Below are 22,714 nucleotides of genomic sequence, written 5' to 3' on the forward strand. Positions count from 1 at the left end.
TCGGAATGACGGCTCAGCTTCGCAGTTTGGCGCTGGCGCCAGCGCTGGATTGACCCAACCCCAGCGCGGACCAAAGCGGACGGAACACGGGATCTTTCGAAATTTCGGTAAGCGTCGCGGTATAATCGCGGTGATCGTGTTTGGCGCGCAATTTGATATCCAGCATCTCAATGGCGACGTCAAAAATCTTTCCGATCAACGCGCCGTTCAGGCGGTCGTCCGCGTATACGGTTTTCACTATTTCTGTATGAACATCCCCGTATCGCGTCGCTTTGGCCATTGGCGCGCCGGCGGTCATCACCGCTTCGCATATGGCGTCCAGCATCCGACGCATGTAAACCGCCTCGCGCAGCTTTCCTGCCGTTTTCGACAGGACGTCATCCGCTTTTTGCGCACCGCCCGCACGCTTGAATGTCTTTGCCATACGATCTTTCAAGCCGCGCGGAGCGGCTTGCGAAACGGCATCGGAAGCCTTCAGCGCCGCCTCCGCCGTATTGATCTGCGCGGCAACGCCACGCAGGGCGCGTGCGCGCGCGACGATGACCAGAAACGGATATCTTCGCGGCGCGGGCAATTTCGATACAAGGGCATCGATAAAATTATCTTTGTCGTAAAGATGCGCCAGCGCTTCGCTGGTGATGGTCGCACGTGCGGCTTCGTCCGTTATAAGCGTACGGCGCAATCGGTCATGTGCGACCAGATCGCCTCGTATTTTCTCCCATTTTGCTTCCGCCGCGTCCCTGGCCGCGACGTCCTCGGTCATGCCTTCGTATTCTACCGCGTTGCCCGATCCGGCGGCTTGAACGTTTAACAGGCCGCGCAGCCCGCCTTTATCCTTTTGCGCGCGCTTGGACCCGGATTTTTCCAGTTTGTCGGCGATATCGGCCACAATCAGATTGGCCATAGTACGCTCGTTTTCTGCCATCGATTCCAACGTGGCAATGTCCGCAGCCTTGTGCCGGTGCGTGATTTCTGTGCGATGATCGCGCAACGCATCCTGCGTATCTTTGGCCTGCCGCATGACGTCGCGCGGCGAGAAATGCAGGCCTCCGGCGATGCTGGCCTTTTCCATTGTGCCGACATCAAGATCGTCGAGCATATCGCGCAGGCTTGATTCCAGCTTCGAGATATTATCCGCGACCTCTCGGCGCAAGCCTTGAAAACCCGTCGTACATTTAGTTTGCACCAATATTGAAATCTGGGTCATGCCCGCCCTCTCTCTTTAAGCAAATGGCAAATACCATAATAATGACCCAAACGCAAAAAAAGCCGCATCAAACTTCGATGCGGCAGCCTGAAACCAGGCGAGGCGAGGGAGGTTACGACATGAAAAACTCTATTGCAGCACCAGCCTTTCCGAATGCGGCGCTTTAAATCGTGAATGGAATTCCGGGGCGGGCACACCATCGCCAAGATCGGGGCGGGCGCGATGATAAAACGCATCGCCGCCAAAGTTGCTGCCAGCGCTATCGCCGATGCCGCCGCTGGGCACGGCATCGGTCTGTTGCGCCGCCGCCCCAAAATCGCCGGACAGGATAGGGCTGGACGCACCTGCGTCGAGGTCTGAAAAATCGATACGGCAATCGCCGATCATGTCCTTGTAACCCGCCTCCTGCGTCAGCGCATCCAGGGTCGCGCTGTAATCCGGCGCCAGTTTCTGCAGCGCTTCGTGACCGAAGTCCGCCACGGCGCAGCTTTGCGCATCCGACGCGAAAGCATCGCGAACTATGGATCGTTCCGTTCCGCTTTCGTTAAGCATATACAGCATGTACAGCGCGTAAAACGCGTTGAAGTCGCTACCCTCTGTGTCCGCAGGTGCGCGTGCAGGCGCTGTGATTGATGCCAGCGCCGTGCGGGAAGGACGGTAATTCCGTGTTTGTGCACATGCATGACGCAGGTTGTCGCAAACATGCTGCGTGCGCGCGCGCGTGGCAAGAATGGCGCGATCGATCTGCTCCGCGCTGACAGAAGCCCGCGCGGTCTTAAAAGCTTTGCGCTTTTTCGCCACACGCAGTTTTTTAAGCGCGGGATCTATGTCATCTCGCGCGTCCTCCAACGCAGCGATTTCCCGGTCTGCCAAAGCCAGCAACTGCCCCAACCCGTACAGCCTGAGAGCGGCTTCGATGAACTGGGTGCGCATCGCAGCAGGTAAAAGCATGGCGACGGGCATGACCATGCTGCGCTGCTGACGCACCGCCTGCCTTGTCTGGGTCATGATGGCGTTGCGCGCCACCGTGTCGGTGGTCATCTTGGCTTCCAGCTCGCGATACTGCCTGACCGCGCGGGAAACCTTGGTATAGGCCTCCTCGCGCTTCTGGCGCTCGGCCTCCGCCGTAGCATAGCCATGGTCCAGCGTGGACTTGCTTTCCAGCGCCGACTTAGGATCTTTGATCCCACTGATCGCGGCGCGCGCCGCGCGGTAGGCGGGTTCGCGCAACCAGCGCCAGCGGTCAACCCTGCCCGTGAATTGTTCTACGTTTTCAGGCGCAAGCTTGAAGGGCAGCGACGGGTCGGCGTTGAACGCGACGATGGAGCGCATCGTTTCCGCCTTGGCGTCGCGCTGCGCCCGTTTGCGGTCTGCATCGGTCTGGCTGCCTTGAAAGGCAGTCAGCGCATCTTTTTCCTTTTGCAGCAACTCGTCAAAAGTGGTGACGTCGTTGCTTTGCAAAATGATCTGCGCCTGTGTGCGGAACACGGTCTGCGAATTCCGCGCCTCGCTAACGACCTCCTGCGGCGAGAACAAAACGCCGCCCTCGGCGAAGGCGGCGGCCAAAAGTGCGATATCGGTGTTGATCAGGCCCGGAACATGGCCATCGACGATGTCCGAGAGCGTCTTGTCGTATCCGCGCGCCTCGCGGTTGATTTCCTCGCGCACTGCTTGCAGGGACACGATACTTTCGCCCTGCACCTTGTCCAGCAATTCCAGTTTGTCATACAGCTCGGTATTGATCGTCATTTGCAACCTGCCTCTTTGTTGAACGTTGCTTTCCTTTTTGTTCTTACCCCGATTGTAGGGCGTATTTTTTGCGCTTGGCAAGAAAAACAGGAAAAAGCAAAGAAGATCTTTCTAAAAACAAAAGAACGTTTTTGCTTGGCGGGATGTGCGATGCACCTTAAAACGGCGGGATGAAAGGGTGGAACGGGCGATGAAGCTCACGATTTTCGGTTCTGGATATGTTGGGCTTGTGACCGGTGCGTGCCTGGCTGACATTGGTCATAACGTTATGTGCGTCGATCGCGACGCGGCCAAGATCGAAGCGCTGCTCAAGGGCGATGTCCCGATCTACGAACCCGGCCTTGATGAAAAGATTGCCGTCAATGCGCGCGCGGGCCGGCTGCATTTCACCACCGATGCGCAAAAAGGCGTTGATCATGGCCGCGTGATTTTTATTGCCGTAGGCACCCCGCCGGACGAGGACGGATCGGCCGACATCACCGCGGTGCTGGCCGTGGCGAAAACCGTCGCGACCTATATGACCGAGCCCAAGCTGGTGGTGAACAAATCGACGGTGCCCGTGGGCAGCGCCGATCAGGTGACGCAGGTGATCAAACAATCATTGGATGCACAGGGAAAAACAATCGCTTTTGGCGTTGCCTCCAACCCGGAATTCCTGAAGGAAGGCAACGCGATCGAGGATTTTGAAAAACCCGACCGCATCGTCGTCGGCGTTTCAACGCAGGAAAGCGCCGACCTGCTGCGCGAAATTTACGCGCCATTCAACCGCCGCTCCGACCGCATGATCGAAATGGACGTGCGTTCGGCGGAATTGACCAAATACGCGGCCAACGCAATGCTGGCGACCAAGATCAGCTTTATGAACGAACTCTCCAACGTTGCCGATGCGGTGGGGGCCGACATCGAACAGGTGCGCATTGGCATTGGTTCGGATGCGCGTATCGGGTACCACTTCATCTATCCCGGCGCCGGCTATGGCGGGTCGTGCTTCCCCAAGGACGTCAAGGCACTGGCCGCCATCGCGCGCCGCGCAGGCGTGCCCGCCGTTCTGACGGAGGCGGTGGAAGACGTGAACGAGCGCCAGAAACATGTGCTGGTCGATAAAATTCTGCGCCATTTCAAAGGCCGCGATCTGGCGGGCAAGACCTTCGCGCTATGGGGGCTTGCCTTCAAGCCCGCGACCGACGACATGCGCGAAGCGCCAAGCCGCACCATCATGGAATCCTTGTGGGCCAAGGGCGCGAACATACGCGCCTACGATCCCAAGGCGATGGAGGAGGCTGCGCGTATCTACGGCAGCCGGCCTGAACTGACACTGTGCGATCGCGCGCTTGACGCGCTGGACGGCGCCGACGGGCTGATCGTCGTGACCGAGTGGAAGGAATTCATGGCCATCGACACGGACGAACTGAAATCAAGGATGCGCGAACTTGCCGTTTTCGACGGGCGCAACATTTATGACCCAAGGCGTATGAAGGCACAGGGCATCGCATATTACGGGATCGGCCGCGCCGCCTGAACAGACCTCGGAACAAACCGCGTCAGCCGCACCAGATCCTGACGATGCGCCCATTTTCGTCCAGTTGGAAATTCACCCGATCCGGGCTGTAATCCATGGTCACAGCGGCACCGGGAGGAATTACGCGGTGTGGCTCTTTGATCTGGTTGAAATCGACTTCGTCCTTGGTCTTGCCGATCAAATCCATATGCGGACATGTTACGGGTTCCGTCATATGGGGCGGCATTGGGCCGCCATCCTGCCCGATATCTTGCCCGGTTGAATCGGGGGTCCATACGGCGCTCCCGCTCATGTCCGAACTGGACGTGCCGCTGACGCCCGGTTCGCCCTGCATATCGCCCTGCATATCGGATGAACCCGTCAAAGCGCTATTGCCCTGCGACTCACCGGCTGAGGGCATGACACCCGGCATTTGGGGTGCGGCCATACCGGTCGTAGCTTGTGTCTGCGCGGCGTTTGCATCGTCTTTTTTGCCGTCGCACGCGCCAGACGCCAGCGCAAGCACCAACGTCGATGCTAAAATCAAGTGTTTACCGTATCTCATCACGCGACCTCCGTTACGCTGACTATACCCTTCGCCGTTAAAAGCGCCAGTGCCTCGACGCCCTTCGGGTCGTGGTCGGGCAAAGCGGACGCAAGGGCGAAGCGGCTCATTCCCATGCCCAGTGCATTGACCAGCGCCCGGGATGACGGCACCCGCGCACAGGCGATTTCGTCATTGGCCAATGTCATGTCCATGCGCCGCAATACGATACCCAGCCGCGTCAGCGGATCGATGGGAAAGCGATATTTGCCGGTATCGCCGGTGCGGGTGCGGAAATCCTCGGGCGTGATGCCGGACGGCAACGCCTCGTACACCAACAGACCTTTCTGCGCGCCGTCATCTGAGCTTACAAAAGCCAGCGTCCAGACATCGCGTGCGCCCAGTCTTTCGCGCATTTGCGCCGCGGCATCCGGAACGCTCATACCCGGTGCGATGTCAAAAAATTCAACCCCCGCAGCGGCAGGGCGCGTCACCGCGAAATGCTCGGCAATCGGGGTTACGCTGCCTGCCTTGCGGTTGACGACATGAACACTGATCCCGGCTTTTTCAGCGATCAGCATCGACATCGATTTGAATTCGTCGCCATTGCGGGCGATGAAATCCTTTTCAAACCCTTTGTGATCGATATGGATGGCCTGCACCCCGGCTTCGGCCATGATCTTCGCGCAATTGGGGCAAAACGGGTCGGTGACGCAGACATGCGCCCCCGTCCACGGCCCACCGAAACGCAAAAGGGCGGAAAGCTCGGCATGGATGAACTGGCTGGACGCGCCGATGCGCGCATCCCACGGGAAATGCGCGCGCAAGGGTACGGGACGTTCGCTTACGCATGCCACTGGCACCTGACCGGGATGGTCCGGGTGAAACGCGCAGGCGGCGACCTTGCTGGTTCCGTGTTCGCCCGAAAGCACCACGCCCACCGCGTCTTGCATTCTTTCAAGGATTATGCGCGTATCTTTCAAAACCATCGAACAGGCAAGGGAGTGTTTAAAATGACCTATCAGGCCCACGAAGTGTATATGCGCCGCGCCTATGAGCAAGCCCTCAAAGGCTATCACGAGGGTGGCTGCCCCATCGGTGGCGTGCTGGTGGACAATGAAACCGGCGAAGTTTTGGGCGAGGGGCATAACGCGCTGGTCCAGGAAGGCAATCCGATCATCCACGGCGAAATGGCCGCGATGCGCGCGGCGGGCCGCATGAAATCCCGCCGCAAGACCACCATGTACACGACGCTCAGCCCCTGCATGATGTGTACGGGCACGATTCTTCAGTTCAAGATCGAACGCGTGGTGGTGGGCGATACCACCAATTCATCGGGCAACGAAAAGCTGCTGCGCGAACGCGGCGTCGAGGTGATCGAAATAAACGATCCCGATTGCATCGCCCTGTGTGCCAAATTCAAGGACGAAAAGCCCGATCTGTGGCTGGAGGACTGGGGCGGAGCATAACCCCGCACCCGGACTCTTTGTTTTTTTCCAAGTGGATAACTTGCATTAAGCCTCTGGATTCAAGGGCCGATTCCACGCGAAATAAAGTTGCATAAGACCGAAGGTCACCCTATAAGGGTTACCATAAAAACTGCGACAAGGCAGGAGGGGCATGCAGGCAGGGGCCGTAGATACAGGGCAGACAGCCGCAGACGCAGCGCGTCTGGAACGTGTTGCCGAAAAAATTCAGGACCTTCTCGCGCTGGTCGAGGATATGTGCCGCGGCGGCAAGCCGGCACAGTTTCCGCCCCAGCTTTATACCTTGCTTGAAAACATGTGGGCGGACGAGCTTCTGGCCGAAGCTCCATCATCCTATGTCTATTTGCCCGGCGAAACCGAAACCCCCGAACTGACGCAACAAAAAGGGGTTACAAGCGTCAACCCGATCCCGCTGGAATTGCTGATTCGCAAACAAAACATTGATGCTGCCGCCGCGTCCGAAGGTATTTACAATTATCGTGTTCTCGGGCTCGACCCGCACTATCGTCGCCTTTCCGGGGCCGGTCGCTCATACGATTTCATCGATCCCGCCGAACAGGCGGAAAACGTGGGTGCCCTGATCTGGACACGCGGTGATCTGCACGTCCTGCGTCAGGGGCTGCATATGCTGTATGCCAAGCTGACCCGCGACGGCCGCGTCGTCCACACGCCGCTGATTATCCAGAATTCGGTCAACGGCTTCTGGAACCCCTTGTTCGAATATCTTGGCGTTGCGGCGGATGACTCGATGTTGCGCGACCACGGCGTGCGCGTAACCCGCTATCCCGGCGGCAACGACATCGACGCCGAAACCGATGAAACCACCCTGCATGTCCTCAAAAGCCTAGGCCAGCGAATGGCCCTGCCGCCGCAAACGCGCGAAGGCGCGCTGCGGATCGCACCTGGCGATACGCTTTATGTCGCATCTGGCAGTCCACACAAAGCCCTCGAAACGAAAGAAGTTTTAAGGGCCCTGCACGCAAGCATATGGGTTCAGTCCTTGAATGCGCATCTGGGCACCAAGCCGCAGGAAGCGGAGGAAGTCAGCTTCAGCTACGAAGGCAACAATATCGAAAAAATGCGTTCGGTGATCAGTCGGATACAGGAAATAGGCTACGACAAGGTCTGCCGTGACCTGTGTCCGGCCGGCAAGGGACCGGAGAATGTCTGGCTGACCTTCGATGATCGCGGTTTTGAATTCGTCGATCGGCGCATCCTGGAAACCGATGCCTTTGCGGATGTCAGAAACCTGATGAACCCCTATCTGGCTAAATCCGGCCCGGGCTCCGAACTGGCAATTTTGCTGAAAACAATCGCGAAAAAACGGTTTTTTACGGAGATACTTGCCAAAGCGATACGCGAGATCGAGGAAAAATTCGGCGAAACCCCCGATACGACGATTATCGACACGGGCTGCCATATTACCGTGCGGCTTGATCAAATCCTCGACCCCAACCCGGCCTATATCGCGACATTCGCCAAGGTGCGTTCGCGCGCGTTGACGGCCCCCCAACCGTCGCACGACCATCATGGCCGCCCCATCCAAGCCTTGCAGACCGATCATTTCCTCGCACCGGTGGCATTCAACCGGAACAACACATCGCCGGGCAATATCCGCACCAAGGCCCAGATACCCAACTACATCCCGGTCAATAGCGAAGTTGCGGGTTCGCTGCGCATGCTCTGCGCCCTGACAGGTGTGGATGAGCATGCGAAATACATTTCCGACCACCGCATGGCCTTCAATGTCGCCGCGCATCATGACGAATACGCCATCGGCACCCTGCATACGCTGTTCCCGCACATTAAAGGCCACGGCACGCCGCATCTGCAAAGAAGTCTGCGTGGGCCGCTCAACGGCTCCTTCTATCTAATGACTGGACAGGACGGGCGCTATGACATGGCGCAATACGCCGAACAGCGTACACGCTCACCCTATGAACGCGCCGACCGTGGCCATACGGCTCAGATCGGCGATGCATTGGGCCGATTGCGCGACTTTTATCAGGACGCCGATGGCTTCCTGCTGACCGACGATCACCACAGCCTGAAAGGTGTTGCCGGTCTGAAATGGCTCAAAACCCTGCTGTATTACTCGCTACTGGTGGGCAAACAGGTCGACGACCGCGCGATCAAAACCAAATATCTGGGCGTTCTGGATGGCACACGGTCTTGGACGGAACAGGAGGCGATTTTCGATCATCTGGCCCGTACGCCGCTTTTGGGCAATCGTCATGCCGATTTGATCGACAAATGCACAACCAAGTCGAATTTCAGGGAATCGCTTGTGGGCTTTCGGAGCAATTACGTGCGCCCTGAAATTCTGGACAAAAGGACCGTCAATAAACCGGACCAGATTATGGCCGATCCGGATTTGTACCGGGTCACCATCTACTGCTCGGCGACGCTGGGTGAACAGACCGCAGCGTGTAAGGAAGCCCGCCGTTTCAGCTTTGATCTGGCCCGGAACGGTTTTGCCATTATCAATGGCGGAGGACGGGAAGGTCTGATGGTCGCGACGTCCGAAGGCGCGCACGATTTCCGGCGCTGGTGGCAGCACAATCACCCGCATGCGCCGATGCCGCGCAACCACGTGACATCCTATCAGTGCCACGACACCTATGAACGCGAGGGCGGCTGGCATGAGGATAACGATTTCGCCCGCATTTTCCCGACCATCGAGGAACGGATGGCGAATTTGATGAATACCGATGCCGAAATCCTGATGGCCGGTGGTGGCGGGTCGATTCAGGAAATCTCGGCCTCGCTGCTGATGCGCGAATGGGGGCTGGTGCCCACGGTGAACAGGCCGCTGGTCATCGTCAATCAGGTCATAGACGGTATCCCTGTGTTCAATGCTTTGATCGCCATGATGGGTACGGATGAACGTAAACGCCTCAACGTGCATGTCGTCGACAATATCGAACAGGCGATGCAGGTATTGGCGGATTCCCGCGCGGCCATGGCCCGGACGCAGGAACCGGGCAAGATATACATACCCGCCAGTGAAAACCTGCCCCCGCCGCAACACGCGGCGCACCGTCGCCCGAAAGCGGCCTGACGCCCTTGCCGTAAATGGCCGCATCGGTTAAATCTTTGGGCGTCCAACCCCATAGGTATCGTCCCATGTCTGAAAAATCCTACGATGTCATCGTCATCGGCGCCGGCCCCGGCGGTTATGTCTGCGCCATTCGCGCGGCCCAGTTGGGCATGAAGGTCGCCGTCGTCGAAAAACGCGCGACTTTGGGCGGCACCTGCCTGAACGTGGGCTGCATTCCATCCAAGGCGCTGCTTTCCGCGTCCGAGAAATACGAGGCGGCAGGGCATCATTTCGCCGACATGGGCATCAACGTCGCGGGTGTGAAAATCGATCTGCCAAAAATGATGGCTTTTAAATCCGGCGTCGTTTCCGACAACACCAAGGGCATCGAATTCCTGTTCAAAAAGAACAAGATCGACTGGCTGAAAGGGGAAGGGACCATCCCCGCCGCAGGGCAGGTCAAGGTCGGCGGCGAAACCTATGCCGCGAAACATATCGTCATCGCCACCGGCTCCGACGTTGCGCCCTTGCGCGGGATCGAGATCGACGAAAAACGCATCGTGTCCTCGACCGGCGCGCTGGTATTGGAAAAAGTGCCGGAGCATCTGGTGGTGATCGGCGCGGGTGTGATCGGGCTTGAGCTTGGGACCGTCTGGCGCAGGCTGGGCGCGAAGGTGACGGTGATCGAATATCTCGACCGCATCCTGCCCGGCATGGACCTTGAAACGGCCAAGGCCGCCCAGCGCATCCTTGAAAAACAGGGCATGACCTTCAAACTGGCCAGCAAGGTCACGGGCGCCGAAAACGGCAAAAAGGGTGTTATTTTAAGCGTCGAACCCGCCGCGGGCGGCAAGGCCGAAACCATTACCGGCGACGTCGTTCTGGTCGCCGTGGGGCGCAGACCGCATACCGACAGCCTTGGTCTTGAACAAGCGGGCGTGAAACTGGACGATCGCGGCCGGGTGGATGTCGATGCGCATTTTCAAACCAGCGTGCCGGGCATCTACGCCATCGGCGACGTCATCCGCGGCGCGATGCTGGCCCACAAGGCCGAGGACGAGGGCGTGGTTCTGGCCGAAATTCTGGCGGGGCAAAGCGGCCATATCGATTACGACGCCATTCCGGGCGTGGTCTATACATGGCCCGAAATCGCCAGCGTCGGTAAAACCGAGGAACAGCTTAAAGAGGCGGGCATCGCCTATAAATCCGGCAAATTTCCCTTCATGGCCAATGGCCGCGCGCGCGCCATGGCCGCGACCGACGGCTTCGTCAAGATTCTGGCCGACGCCAAAACCGACCGCGTGCTTGGCGTCCACATTCTGGGGCCGGAGGCCGGAACGATGATCGCCGAATGCGTGCTGGCCATGGAATTCGGCGCCTCGGCCGAGGATATCGCCCGCACCTGCCACGCGCACCCCACGCTGAACGAAGTGGTCAAGGAAGCTGCGCTGGCCGTCGACGGCCGCCCGCTGCATATCTAGGGGCGAGGGCGCGCGCTCCTTCCACCGGCAGGAATTTGCTTTCCCGCACCGGTTGCTTTATGACAATAGCCCATGCCTGTGAAACAGCCCAGCGCGGCCGACGCCTTTCGCGCATCCGTCGCGCCTGAATATAACGCGCTTCTGGCCCTGTCCCGTGCCTTGCAGGACAAAGTGCCGCCGGGGACAGGCTGGAATAACTCGGTCCACGGCAGGCTTGCACACTGCCTGAACGGGGCGCTGGGCAACGTCCAGATTGCCCAGAACATCGAAGGCCTGCGTCTGACCGAATCCTCGACCGAAAGCTATCTGATGCGTATCGAGGGGGCTGAAACCCAAGTCGAGCCAGCACTGCGCCCCGGCCCACATCTGCGTGCGCTGAAAAGCAAGCTAGCCGATTTTCTCAGTAACGCCGCTGTGCTTTCAGTCTAGAAGTCCAGTTTTTGTGCCAGAATGAAAGGCGTTGAATCATATGACTGTCTGCCGGAAACCACGCGACCGACAACGAAAAATTGAGATTATGAAAACACTGTGATAGTGTCGGCGCGCAATGCCTACGCCAGCTAAAAACCTCGTCGCGCAATTTCACAACGGCTCCGGGCCGCACCTGAAAAAATTGCGCGAGATCGCCAAAAAAGCGGCAGATATTCCTCTCATCATCACCCATGTTGGTAAGATTACAGAGCAGGCAGCTTCCGCAGGCAAAAGTCGTGACATCTACGCCCTTTGGAAAACTGTCGACGACGCTATTTTTTGGATCACGAACGAGCCGATCCCCGGCGCATACGGCGCGCAGAGCCAGTTATTCAAAGCGTTATCCCAATTTCAGAGGTTCATGGACGACATCACAGCCAGACCACGCGATCCGCTCTGCGTAGCCTTCGCGCAGGCGACCGAACCTGAAATGCGAAACATCCTTACGCGCATACGGCGCACGGCACCCTATGCCAGGGCTAAAACGCCAGCCGCCGAAGCGCGGCGCGACGCCTGCCATATCGCCGGGACGGTGGTTGCCGTCCTCCATAACGCCCACGCGGACCCGAAGGTGATTTCCCGCCTGCCTAGGGCGCTCAAATTTTACGCCGGCCGGCTTAATCAAATTTCAGATACGCCCACGGCTAGGTATTTTGAAGAACAGATCGCCGCAATCTCTCGTAAAACCGTAGGCATAAAGCCGCCATCGGCTTGAGCCACGCGACGAATAGCCTGAGGCTCCGCGTATGGTTGTTTCTTGGTCTTGTGACGGCGCAAATCATGATACCCTGTGATTTGTTGACTCCAGCAAGCCTTCCAGCGCCATGATGACCGAAACAAAAACACCCGCCGATAGCCTCAAGGAAAAAGACATCCTCGCCTGGCTCAAGGCCAACCCCCATTTTCTCCAGCGCCACCCCGACGTGCTTGAACACATGCACCCGCCCAAGGAGGACATGGGCAAGGGCGTCGCCGATTTTCAGCATTACATGGTCGAACGCCTGAAGCGCGACCGCGATGCCATCACCGAAACGACCCGCGACCTGATCGAGGTCAGCCGCGTCAACATGAACAGCGTCACCCGCATCCAGCAGGCGACCCTGAAACTGCTGGAAGCCCGCAATTTCATCCAGTTCATTCAGGCCATCACCATGGATCTTGCGACGATTTTGGATGTCGACGTGGCGGTATTGGTGGTCGAAAGCAACGGGAACGACATTCCAAACATCCACGCCTCCGGCATCCGGGTGGTGCCCGCCGGCACCATCGCCCAGTGGATGCAGGGCAAAACCGCGCTTTTGCAAGGCGACATTGAAGGAACGGAAGCGATATACGGCGGCGCCGCGCGTCTTGTCCGTTCACAGTCCGTTTTGCGCGTCGATATTTCGATGCAGACGCCCCCGGCGGTACTTTGCTTCGGTTCCCGCGATCCGGAAATGTTCCGCGACGGACAGGGGACGGAGCTTGTGTCCTTCCTCGCGCGCGTTGTCGAACGCATGTTTCGGCTGTGGCTGGATATCCCGGCCTAGAGGGGTTTGCCGCCCCGGACCTTCAGGATGCGGTCGCCGCGTGGCTTTCCGCGCTTGAAACCGAACGCCACCTTTCGCGCCATACCCTGCGCGCCTATCAAGGCGACATTCACCGCTTTCTGACCTACCTTGCCGCCCATCTGGGCGAGCCCGTCGCCCTGCGCCATATCGCCGACGCGCCCTTGCGTGATTTTCGCGGCTATCTTTCGCGCCGCGCGATGGACGGCGCGGGCAATACTTCCCGCGCGCGCGCGCTTTCGTCCCTGCGCACGTTCTTCAAATGGCTCGATAAAGGCGGCATCCTGCACAACCCCGCGCTGCGCCTGATGTCCGCCCCCAAAACCCCGCACAAGATTCCCCGCCCGATGGAGGTCGCGCGGATATTCGAAATGCTCGACGCGCTGGACGACGGCGAATGGACTGATTTGCGCGACCGCGCCTTGTTCGGTCTGCTTTACGGTTCCGGCCTGCGCATCGGCGAGGGGCTGTCGCTAAGCCTTCACGACATCGACACCTGCGGCGATACGCTGCGCATCACCGGCAAGGGCAGAAAACAGCGCGAGGTGCCGTTGATCGTCCCCTCCCGCCGCCTGATCGAACGTTACCGCGCCGCCTGCCCGATGCCGGAAACGCCGGAAAGGCCGCTATTCGTCGGCACGCGCGGCCGATGCCTGAACCCCGGCATGGCGCAAAAACATATGCGCGTCCTGCGCGCCGGCCTTGGCCTTGGCGAGGCCGTGACGCCCCACGCCCTGCGCCATTCCTATGCCACCCATCTGCTGGGGGAAGGGATGAATTTGCGCGAAATTCAGGAACTTCTGGGCCATGCCAGCCTGTCCACCACCCAGCGTTATACCGAGGTCGATTACAAACAATTGCTGGAAACGTTCAAAAAGGCGCATCCGCGCGCGGAAAGCCGGTAAATCAGCAGCCTTTGCTTTTCCCCGGCGCTCGCCTATGCTGCGGGCCATGGAAAAACCCGTTAAAAAAGTCAGCGTCGGCGATGTCGATTTCGCCAACGACAAACCCTTCAGCCTGCTGGCCGGCCCCTGCGCGCTGGAATCGCGCGCCCACGCCTTTGACATGGCCGGAAAGATCAAGGAAATTTGCGGAAAACTTGGCATCGGCGTGGTCTACAAGACCTCGTTCGACAAGGCCAACCGCTCGTCCATTTCCTCCGCCCGCGGCATCGGACTGGACGAGGCACTGACCATATTCGCCGACATCAAACAGCAACTGGGCATGCCGGTGATGACCGACGTGCACGAACCCTGGCAATGCGCCGAAGCCGCGAAGGCGGTCGATATCCTGCAAATCCCGGCCTTTCTGTGCCGCCAGACGGACCTTTTGATCGCGGCGGGCAAGACCGGCAAGGCGATCAACGTCAAGAAAGGCCAGTTTTTGGCCCCTTGGGACATGAAGAACGTCGCGGCCAAAATCGCCTCGACCGGCAATGAAAATATCCTGCTGTGCGAACGCGGCGCATCCTTTGGCTATAACACTCTGGTCTCCGACATGCGTGCGCTGCCGGTCATGGCCGAAACCGGCTATCCGGTGATTTTCGACGCCACCCATTCGGTGCAACAGCCGGGCGGCCTTGGCACGACATCCGGCGGCGACCGGCGCATGGTGCCTGTGCTGGCGCGCGCGGCGGTGGCCGTGGGCGTCGCGGGCGTCTTCATGGAAACCCATCAGGACCCGGACAAGGCCCCGTCGGACGGGCCGAACATGGTCAAGCTCGCCGATTTTGAAGGCGTGATCGAAACACTTTTGGAAATCGACCGGCTGGTCAAGCCGCGTCTGGCAAGGGCCGCATGAAACTGACCGCGTCCATCTTTCTTCTGACCTTTTTGTTCTTTGCGCTGCCCGCACGCGCGCAGGATGACAGCGCGGCGGGCGCCACCGCCGACGCGGTGTGCGGCTTTCACGACATGATGGCCGGCGTCAACGGGCAGGAGGAAAACCACGACGCCATGCCCGAATATCTGGCCCTGCCGCTCGAACCTTCTGCTGCCTACCTTATCGGCTTGCCGCTCGACAAAAAGGCGACGCTGACCATGTACAAGGATGGTCGTGTCACGCTGGACGGCAATGACGTGCGTGACAGCGTCGAACGTTACTGCGCGCCCGACAATTCATCCGAACCCACCCCCATCGATCCAAGACAGGAGTCCGATTTATGAGTGCGATTACCGCGATCCATGCCCGTGAAATCCTCGACAGCCGCGGCAACCCGACCGTCGAGGTCGACGTCATGCTGGAATCCGGGGCGCAGGGGCGCGCCGCCGTGCCTTCCGGCGCATCCACCGGCGCGCACGAGGCGGTGGAACTGCGCGACGGCGACAAGAAACGTTATGGCGGCAAGGGCGTGCTCAAGGCGCTCAAGGCGGTCAACGCCACCATCGCCCCGGCGCTAGAGGGGTACGAGGCGCTCGATCAGCTTGGCATCGACAAGACGATGATCGAAATGGACGGCACCGAAAACAAATCCAAATTCGGCGCCAACGCGATCTTGGGCGTTTCACTGGCCGTCGCCCGCGCAGCGGCGGACGAACAGGGTCTGCCGCTTTACCAGTATATCGGCGGGGTCAACGCCCATGTCATGCCTGTGCCGATGATGAACATCATCAACGGCGGCGCGCACGCCGACAACGGCATCGACTTTCAGGAATTCATGATCATGCCGATCGGAGCCCCGACGATGGCCGAGGCGATCCGCATGGGCGCCGAAACCTTCCACGCGCTGAAAAAACTGCTGGGCGATGCCGGGCATTCCACCAATGTCGGGGACGAGGGCGGGTTCGCCCCCAACCTCAAATCCTCGACCGAGGCGCTGTCCTTCATCATGAAGGCGATCGAAAAGGCGGGTTACAAACCCGGCGAAGACATCGCGCTCGCCCTCGACGTCGCTTCGACCGAATTCTTCAAGAACGGCAAATACCATCTGGAAGGCGAAGGCAAGACGCTCGATAGCGCGGGCATGGTCGCCTATTACCGCAAGCTGGTGGAATCCTACCCCATCGTGTCGATCGAGGATGGATTGGCCGAGGACGACTGGGACGGCTGGGTCGCGCTGACCAAGGATCTTGGCGCATCGACGCAGCTTGTCGGCGACGATCTGTTCGTCACCAACGTCAAGCGCGTGCGCGTCGGCATCAAGTCGGGCGCGGCCAACGCCGTGCTGGTCAAGGTCAACCAGATCGGCACGCTGTCCGAAACGCTGGCGACCATCGAACTGGCCAAGCGCGCTGGCTTCGGGATCGTTCTGTCCCACCGCTCCGGCGAAACGGAAGACAGCACCATCGCCGATCTTGCGGTCGCCACCAACGCAGGGCAGATCAAGACCGGCTCGCTCTCGCGCTCCGACCGTATCGCGAAATACAACCAGTTGATGCGTATCGAACAGGAACTGGACGACACCGCCGAATACGCGGGCGCATCCATCCTGCGCGCATAAAGAGCGCCGGGCACGGCAAAAACAGAGTCAAAACCAGGCCCATAACGAGAACGAAACATCCCGTTTTCGGGTTAACGGAATCTGGTAAACTGTAAAAAGTGAATCATTTGAATCACTTGGTTTTTTCGCGCAAAAAAGCTTTTGACGCGCACGAATCGGTCGTGATTCAATCCTCTGTATGAAGCGGTTTATGAAGTTCCGTAACGATGTTTTGTCGATCCTGCCGGTCCTCGTTTCAGCTTTCGTCATCGCGTGGTGCGGGTTTTACCTGCTCTTCGGGGCGAACAGCATTTTCAATCTGCGTGCGCTGAAAGTGCAGGAGGCGGAGCTTCAAACCCATCTGAACGCGGTGCACGCGCAGCGCGCCGACATCGAGGATCGTGTCGTGCGCATGCGTCCCGGCTCTCTTGACTGGGATCTGGTGGAGCAGGAGGCGCGCGCCCAACTGGGCAGCCGCATGGGCCGCCCCGACGCGCCCGTCACATCCATGAAAATGTAATCAGAAAAACTGATCAGGCCGCGACCGGGCGAAGCGACCGCCACACTGGAAGGTCGGGATTGACCGTCCCGAAAATCGGCCCGGCATCCGGGTTCCTGCGCGGGGATACGGACAACAAAACGCCCCGGCGCGTATCCCATTTTTGTTGCAGCACGCCCGTAGGAATGTCCGCCAACGCCGCGCGCACAAATACAGCGGGCAATCCGCCATACGCCGGCCTGTTGGCATGGTATTGCGCGACACACTGGCCGATGGCCTTCAACGCCTCGCGATAACCGAACGTACCGTTTTTAAAGATGTACCCACCCAATTGGATCTGGCCGGCGATATGCCGGCCGCTGCGCTCGTCGAAATATTCGTCCACCGCCCCGCCCTCGATGGTTGGGTCAAACCCGTTTTTCAGCATGCTGCCAAGGCGCGGAAACGCGCTGCCGGAAAACAGCATCGCAATGCGGCGCTGGCCCGAAGGCGCATTTCGCCACATGAAATGAAAAGCCTCGCCGGACTGGGGGCGGCCTGTGTCGATGACGAACCCGCTACGGCTGGCCCCCGCTACGGCAGGGATGATCGGTAATTCGTAACGCCCTTCGGCAACCGAATACCCAAGCGTATTCAGCCCCGCAGCCTTGACGAAAGCGGACAGCGAAAGCTCAAGAGGCTGGGCAGGGGTCGTACGCTTGGGCATTACAGCTTATGGCCTAAATCCAGTTTCCCGCGCGAGGCTGGCGTGTCATTCAAAAACGCACTCAATGCGACAGCTGCCTTTTCCCGCCCTGGCTTGTTTTTATAGGCCTCATGCTCGGCGCGAAGGCAATCCCACGCGATGTCACGCGCCAGATCGTCGGCAATATCGTTCTCGTTATGCTTGGTCATGCTTTTGGGCGGCGCGACGACACCCGGCATTTTGCGTGCCAGAACGGACTTAAAGGCGTTCTGGACCATCGCCACGGCATCCGGCGTATCCGGAAAAATTTTGGGATCGTAGGATGCATCCGGCTCCAGCGTGCCATCCAGTGTGTGGATGATGCGCAAAGCCGCCTGAATCCGCAGCGCGCTGTCGTTTTCCTGCGCCATGAATCCTTTGGGCAGCAGCCCCTTTTTGATCGTCATGAAGGGCTGGACACCATCGGGCAGACGTTCCTTGCCGATTTTGGCCAGCGCGTCCTCGGCGGAAATGCCAAGTTTTTCGGCGACTTGCTCGGCCTGGACGACCATGGCCTGATCTTCTGCGCCGGATTCCGCTATGCGCTCGGCATCGGTTGCGAACAAATCCATGGCAAAAAGCCCGGCACGCATTTTCGCGTATTTGGCGTCTTTAAGGTTGAGTGTCATCGTCATCCCCTAACAAAGCAAATGTCGCAGAATAATACATATAAAATTATGAAAAAGCAACTTTGCGCTTTAAGCATGCCCCTTACGCATTTTCAAAATAAAATCAAAATATTGCGCCGCACAATGCCGCTTTTTTCGCTGGATTGCCTGCGCCAAATTCCGTATACCTCCGCGGGTTACGTCCAGACAAAAACGGAGATCCAAACCCGTGGCCGCCGCGAAAAAAGCCAAATCCGAATCCGCCAAGACCCTATCCAACGCCCGCAAGCTGCCCGACGCCGCGACACTGAAAAAGCTGTACCGCGACATGCTGCTGATCCGCCGCTTCGAGGAAAAGGCGGGGCAGTTGTACGGCATGGGGCTGATCGGCGGATTTTGCCACCTCTATATCGGGCAAGAGGCGATCGTCACCGGCATCCAGTCGGTCCAGGAACCGCAGGACACCGTCATCACCACCTATCGCGACCACGGCCACATGCTGGCCTGCGGCATGGATGCGCGCGGCGTGATGGCCGAACTGACGGGCCGGGAAGGGGGCTATTCCCGGGGCAAGGGCGGCTCGATGCACATGTTTTCAAGCGAGACGAAATTCTACGGCGGCCACGGCATCGTAGGCGCGTCCGGCGCGCTTGGCACCGGGCTTGCCTTCGCACACCAGTATCAGGGCGATAAAGGCGTCGCGCTGGTTTACATGGGCGACGGCGCGGCCAATCAGGGCCAGACCTTTGAATGCATGAACATGGCCGCGCTTTGGAAACTGCCGGTTGTCTATGTCATCGAAAACAACCAGTACGGCATGGGCACCAGCGCCGCGCGTCACGCGGCGGGCGAGCTGTACAAGCGCGGCGAGGCTTTCGGCATTCCCGGCGAAAAAATCGACGGCGCCGACGTGCTGGAGGTCCAGGCGGTCGCACGGCAGGTGCTGGATCATGTGCGATCGGGCAAGGGGCCGTATGTAATGGAAATGAACACCTACCGCTTTCGCGGCCACTCCATGTCCGATCCGGGCAAGTACCGCTCCAAGGAGGAACTGGACAAGGCCAAGGCCGAGCGCGACCCGATCGAACGCCTGCGCGGTGTGATGATGCGCGAACTGGGCATGAAAGAGGACGATTTCGACCCGTTTGAAAAGGACATCAAACGCATCGTGAACGAATCCGCGGAATTCGCCCAGCAATCGCCCGAACCGCACCCCGACGAACTCTGGACGGATGTCCTCAAACCGGTCGCGGCGTAACCTCTTTTCACCGCTAAGGGCGCTAAGTACCGCTAAGGCACGCTAAAAAAATGATGGAAAAAACAATCAACGCCGAGGTCGCGAACGACCTGCTCTCAAGGCAGGTGGTTGATTGTATTTTTCACGTTCATAGAAATTTGGGGCCCGGACTTTTGGAATCCGTTTACGAGCAGTGCCTTGCCCATACGCTCAGAAAAAGAGGGCTGGTTTGCGACCTTCAGAAAACATACCCCCTACGGTTTGATGATACCGTTATCGACACGGGTCTAAGACTGGACATGGTCATAGAAAATTCGATTGTCGTTGAATTGAAATCCATCGAAAAAATACTTCCGGTTCATGAATCCCAAATTCTCACTTATTTAAGGTTGTCGGGCATTCAGACGGGTTTTCTGGTTAATTTTAATGTCCCGCTTATCAAGGATGGCCTGAAACGTTACGTGCGCTCGTCTTAGCGTTACTCAGCGGTTCTTCGCGCCCTTAGCGGTAAAAAAATGAGGTATTAAATGGCTACGCAGATTCTGATGCCCGCGCTTTCTCCGACGATGACGGAAGGGAAGCTCGCCAAATGGACCAAGGCCGAGGGTGATAAAATCAAACCGGGCGAGGTGATCGCCGAAATCGAAACCGACAAGGCGACGATGGAGGTCGAGGCCGTGGACGCCGGCGTTCTGGGTAAAATCCTGGTGCCCGCGGGCACCGAGAACGTGGCCGTGAACACGCCCATCGCCATTCTGGTCGAAGCGGGCGAGAACGTTGAAAGCGTGGCCATTCCCGCGGCGTTAAGCGCGTGCGGGCGCCCCATGCCGGCCGACGCCCCCGCCATTGCATCCCCCACGCAGCAGGTCGCACAAGGCGCGGGCGCGCACGTCGCCGACCGCGATATCCTGTACGCGCAAGGCGCCATCATCGAACCGCCCGTTTTCGATGAATCCAGCTATGGCCGGAACGCAACCGCCATGACCGTGCGCGAGGCGCTGCGCGCCGGCATGTCCGAAGAAATGCGCCGCGACGAAGGCGTCTATCTGATGGGCGAGGAAGTGGCCCAGTACAACGGCGCCTATAAAATCTCGCAAGGCATGCTTGATGAATTCGGGGCGAAACGCGTGATCGACACGCCGATCACCGAACACGGCTTTGCCGGCCTAGCGGTCGGTTCGGCCTTTCGCGGCCTCAAGCCCATCGTCGAATTCATGACCATGAACTTCGCGATGCAGGCCATCGACCACATCATCAACTCCGCCGCCAAGACGCTGTACATGGCGGGTGGCCAGCTTGGCTGCCCCATCGTTTTCCGCGGGCCGAACGGTGCCGCTTCGCGCGTCGCGGCCCAGCACTCCCAATGCTATGCCAGCTGGTACGGCCACATTCCCGGCCTCAAGGTCGTGGCCCCGTGGTCGGCCGCCGATGCCAAGGGCCTGATGAAGGCCGCGATCCGCGACCCCAACCCGGTGATCGTGCTGGAAAATGAAATCATGTATGGCCAGTCTTTTGAATGTCCGGCCAACGACGATTTCATCGTTCCGATCGGCCGCGCCCGGATCGAGCGTGAAGGAACCGACATCACCATCACCGCTTTTTCGATCATGGTCGGCAAGGCGCTGGCCGCCGCCGAGAAACTGGCCGAAATGGGCATTTCCGCCGAGGTGGTGAATTTGCGCACCATCCGCCCGCTGGACCGCTGGACCATTCTTGAAAGCGTCAAAAAAACCAGCCGTGTCCTGTCACTTGAGGAAGGCTGGCTTTATGCCGGCATCGGCGCCGAAATCGCCGCGCTGGTCAACGAACACGCCTTCGATTACCTCGACGCGCCGGTCGCTCGCGTTGGCGCAAAGGACGTGCCGCTGCCTTACGCCGCCAACCTTGAAAAACTGGCCCTGCCGCAAATCGAGGATATCGTCGAAAGCGCCCGCGCCCTGTGTAACCGGTAAGCGCAGGCACCAAATAAAAAGCCCCGGTATGTCCGGGGCTTTTAAAATCACAGCACAAAAAATGCTCAAATACGATTTGCGCGCGCATCCGCGCCTTTGCGCTGTTGCTGCTTAAGCCTGCCGGCCATATCTGCAATCTTTCTAAGGTTACGAAAAATGAAAGAGGGCCACAGTAAAACGATCAAGCTTTTGAAGTCAAAATTTAATCTTGGAATTTTTTCGCTTTTTCGCGCAGGATTATCGCCAACATTATAAAAACAAAACTTTGCTTGGTTCGTGATCGAGATTTTTACCACCTTTGCCAACGCCGTCACCTACGATCTTTTGCAGGCTGACCGCGAAACACCCTTGGCTGAAGCGGTGCATTTTTTCGTTGAGGATACGACAAAGATATTCTTCCTGCTGACGTCTTTGATGCTGATCGTCGGATTTTTGCGGTCCTGGGTTTCGCCGGAAAAAATCCGCCGCTGGTTGGAGGGAAAGCCAAGAATGATCGCTTACCTGCTGGCGCTTATTCTGGGTGCGGTTACGCCGTTTTGCTCCTGTTCGTCCATACCCCTGTTCATTGCGTTCTTAAGTTCCGGCATCCCGCTTGGCGTGACGATGGCGTTTTTGATTACATCCCCGATGGTCAATGAGGTCGCGGCCGCCTTGTTTGGCGAAATGATCGGCTGGCGCTTTACGCTGGCTTATGTCGGAGTCGGCATGATGACCGGCATGATCGGCGGGGTGTTGATTGACGCCCTGAAGCTGGAAAAATGGGTTGAGCCGTTTGTTTACGCCGCTCAAAAAACGCAAGACGGCCTGAACGCGCTAAAACCGACCCTTCAAAAACGCTTTCGCCACGCATGGGATGAAACGGCCGATATTCTCAAACGTGTCTGGCGCTATGTCCTTGTCGGTGTCGGGATTGGGGCGTTTATTCACGGCTTCGTGCCGCAGGAATGGTTTATCGAACACGCAGGCGCAGACAATCTGCTTGCAGTGCCGGTGGCAGTCATTGCAGCCATACCGCTTTATTCAAATGCAACCGGTATTGTGCCTGTCGCGCAAGTGCTGATCGCCAAGGGGCTTCCCGTCGGTACGACGCTGGCCTTTATCATGAGCACCGTTGCCATTTCCCTGCCTGAGCTTGTGATTTTAAGAAAGGTGCTCAAGGCGCAAATGCTGGCCTTTTTCGTGATTTATCTGGCGCTGGCTTTTATAATCGTGGGCTATGGATTTAACTGGCTGTACCAATAACGGCACGCAG

General features: G+C 58.6%; 22 protein-coding genes. 16 read left to right on the forward strand and 6 right to left on the reverse strand.

The window, feature by feature from the left end; translation table 11 throughout:
- Positions 1 to 13 precede the first annotated feature (13 nt).
- Together H6866_00295 and H6866_00300 are read right to left on the reverse strand one after the other, a co-directional pair.
- Positions 14 to 1,207, reverse strand: a complete 1,194-nt coding sequence (locus H6866_00295; protein USO07711.1) for a hypothetical protein — start codon at positions 1,205 to 1,207, stop codon at positions 14 to 16.
- A gap of 129 nt (positions 1,208 to 1,336) precedes the next feature.
- Entirely contained in the window at positions 1,337 to 2,956 is a 1,620-nt protein-coding gene (locus H6866_00300; protein ID USO07712.1) for a hypothetical protein, read from the reverse strand.
- Between the two features lie 190 nt (positions 2,957 to 3,146).
- On the opposite strand from H6866_00300, the gene H6866_00305 reads away from it, so the two are divergent.
- The gene (locus H6866_00305; protein USO07713.1) at positions 3,147 to 4,475 is read left to right on the forward strand and encodes a UDP-glucose/GDP-mannose dehydrogenase family protein; all 1,329 of its coding nucleotides are present in this window, start codon (positions 3,147 to 3,149) and stop codon (positions 4,473 to 4,475) included.
- Positions 4,476 to 4,497: 22 nt separating this feature from the next.
- Here H6866_00305 and H6866_00310 read toward each other — a convergent pair whose 3' ends face one another.
- Together H6866_00310 and H6866_00315 are read right to left on the reverse strand one after the other, a co-directional pair.
- Positions 4,498 to 4,701: a hypothetical protein gene (locus H6866_00310; GenBank protein ID USO08530.1), complete on the reverse strand. Its 204-nt coding sequence runs from the start codon at positions 4,699 to 4,701 to the stop codon at positions 4,498 to 4,500.
- A 317-nt stretch (positions 4,702 to 5,018) separates the two neighbouring features.
- Positions 5,019 to 5,951 carry a hypothetical protein gene (locus tag H6866_00315; protein USO07714.1) on the reverse strand — a complete coding sequence of 311 codons (933 nt, stop codon included), beginning with the start codon at positions 5,949 to 5,951 and terminating at the stop codon, positions 5,019 to 5,021.
- 60 nt (positions 5,952 to 6,011) lie between these two features.
- Between H6866_00315 and H6866_00320 the strand changes: the two genes are divergently transcribed.
- From H6866_00320 to H6866_00370, 11 genes are all read left to right on the forward strand, one after another.
- A complete protein-coding gene (locus tag H6866_00320; GenBank protein ID USO07715.1) occupies positions 6,012 to 6,467 on the forward strand; it encodes a nucleoside deaminase in 456 nt (151 codons plus the stop codon).
- 151 nt (positions 6,468 to 6,618) lie between these two features.
- Positions 6,619 to 9,546 carry a hypothetical protein gene (locus tag H6866_00325; GenBank protein USO07716.1) on the forward strand — a complete coding sequence of 976 codons (2,928 nt, stop codon included), beginning with the start codon at positions 6,619 to 6,621 and terminating at the stop codon, positions 9,544 to 9,546.
- A gap of 65 nt (positions 9,547 to 9,611) precedes the next feature.
- Complete coding sequence (locus tag H6866_00330) at positions 9,612 to 11,006, forward strand: dihydrolipoyl dehydrogenase (protein USO07717.1); 1,395 nt, start codon at positions 9,612 to 9,614, stop codon at positions 11,004 to 11,006.
- Between the two features lie 72 nt (positions 11,007 to 11,078).
- Positions 11,079 to 11,435, forward strand: a complete 357-nt coding sequence (locus H6866_00335; GenBank protein ID USO07718.1) for a hypothetical protein — start codon at positions 11,079 to 11,081, stop codon at positions 11,433 to 11,435.
- Between the two features lie 118 nt (positions 11,436 to 11,553).
- Complete coding sequence (locus tag H6866_00340) at positions 11,554 to 12,192, forward strand: hypothetical protein (GenBank protein ID USO07719.1); 639 nt, start codon at positions 11,554 to 11,556, stop codon at positions 12,190 to 12,192.
- A 109-nt stretch (positions 12,193 to 12,301) separates the two neighbouring features.
- Positions 12,302 to 13,006 (forward strand): DUF484 family protein, encoded by a 705-nt coding sequence (locus H6866_00345; GenBank protein USO07720.1) that lies wholly within the window; start codon positions 12,302 to 12,304, stop codon positions 13,004 to 13,006.
- Positions 12,985 to 13,929, forward strand: coding sequence for a tyrosine recombinase XerC (locus H6866_00350; protein USO07721.1), 945 nt, complete (start codon positions 12,985 to 12,987; stop codon positions 13,927 to 13,929). Before H6866_00345 ends, H6866_00350 begins: the two co-directional genes overlap by 22 nt.
- Before the next feature lie 46 nt (positions 13,930 to 13,975).
- Positions 13,976 to 14,824, forward strand: coding sequence for a 3-deoxy-8-phosphooctulonate synthase (gene kdsA / locus H6866_00355; GenBank protein USO07722.1), 849 nt, complete (start codon positions 13,976 to 13,978; stop codon positions 14,822 to 14,824).
- Positions 14,821 to 15,189 (forward strand): hypothetical protein, encoded by a 369-nt coding sequence (locus H6866_00360; protein ID USO07723.1) that lies wholly within the window; start codon positions 14,821 to 14,823, stop codon positions 15,187 to 15,189. Before kdsA ends, H6866_00360 begins: the two co-directional genes overlap by 4 nt.
- Complete coding sequence (gene eno / locus H6866_00365) at positions 15,186 to 16,463, forward strand: phosphopyruvate hydratase (GenBank protein ID USO07724.1); 1,278 nt, start codon at positions 15,186 to 15,188, stop codon at positions 16,461 to 16,463. The genes H6866_00360 and eno overlap by 4 nt, the downstream gene beginning before the upstream one ends.
- A gap of 190 nt (positions 16,464 to 16,653) precedes the next feature.
- On the forward strand, positions 16,654 to 16,962 hold the full coding sequence (locus H6866_00370) for a septum formation initiator family protein (protein ID USO07725.1): 309 nt from the start codon (positions 16,654 to 16,656) through the stop codon (positions 16,960 to 16,962).
- Positions 16,963 to 16,975: 13 nt separating this feature from the next.
- Here H6866_00370 and H6866_00375 read toward each other — a convergent pair whose 3' ends face one another.
- Both H6866_00375 and H6866_00380 read right to left on the reverse strand, forming a co-directional pair.
- Positions 16,976 to 17,647, reverse strand: a complete 672-nt coding sequence (locus tag H6866_00375) for a hypothetical protein (GenBank protein USO07726.1) — start codon at positions 17,645 to 17,647, stop codon at positions 16,976 to 16,978.
- Positions 17,647 to 18,294 carry a hypothetical protein gene (locus tag H6866_00380; protein USO07727.1) on the reverse strand — a complete coding sequence of 216 codons (648 nt, stop codon included), beginning with the start codon at positions 18,292 to 18,294 and terminating at the stop codon, positions 17,647 to 17,649. Before H6866_00380 ends, H6866_00375 begins: the two co-directional genes overlap by 1 nt.
- Before the next feature lie 208 nt (positions 18,295 to 18,502).
- On the opposite strand from H6866_00380, the gene pdhA reads away from it, so the two are divergent.
- From pdhA to H6866_00400, 4 genes are all read left to right on the forward strand, one after another.
- Complete coding sequence (pdhA, locus tag H6866_00385) at positions 18,503 to 19,531, forward strand: pyruvate dehydrogenase (acetyl-transferring) E1 component subunit alpha (protein USO07728.1); 1,029 nt, start codon at positions 18,503 to 18,505, stop codon at positions 19,529 to 19,531.
- A gap of 53 nt (positions 19,532 to 19,584) precedes the next feature.
- A complete protein-coding gene (locus tag H6866_00390) occupies positions 19,585 to 19,986 on the forward strand; it encodes a GxxExxY protein (protein ID USO08531.1) in 402 nt (133 codons plus the stop codon).
- Between the two features lie 51 nt (positions 19,987 to 20,037).
- Entirely contained in the window at positions 20,038 to 21,462 is a 1,425-nt protein-coding gene (locus tag H6866_00395) for a pyruvate dehydrogenase complex E1 component subunit beta (protein ID USO07729.1), read from the forward strand.
- Between the two features lie 276 nt (positions 21,463 to 21,738).
- Positions 21,739 to 22,704, forward strand: a complete 966-nt coding sequence (locus tag H6866_00400; protein USO07730.1) for a permease — start codon at positions 21,739 to 21,741, stop codon at positions 22,702 to 22,704.
- Positions 22,705 to 22,714 lie beyond the last annotated feature (10 nt).

The sequence above is a fragment of the Rhodospirillales bacterium genome (assembly GCA_023898805.1).
Lineage (GTDB): Bacteria > Pseudomonadota > Alphaproteobacteria > Micavibrionales > UBA1664 > UBA6145.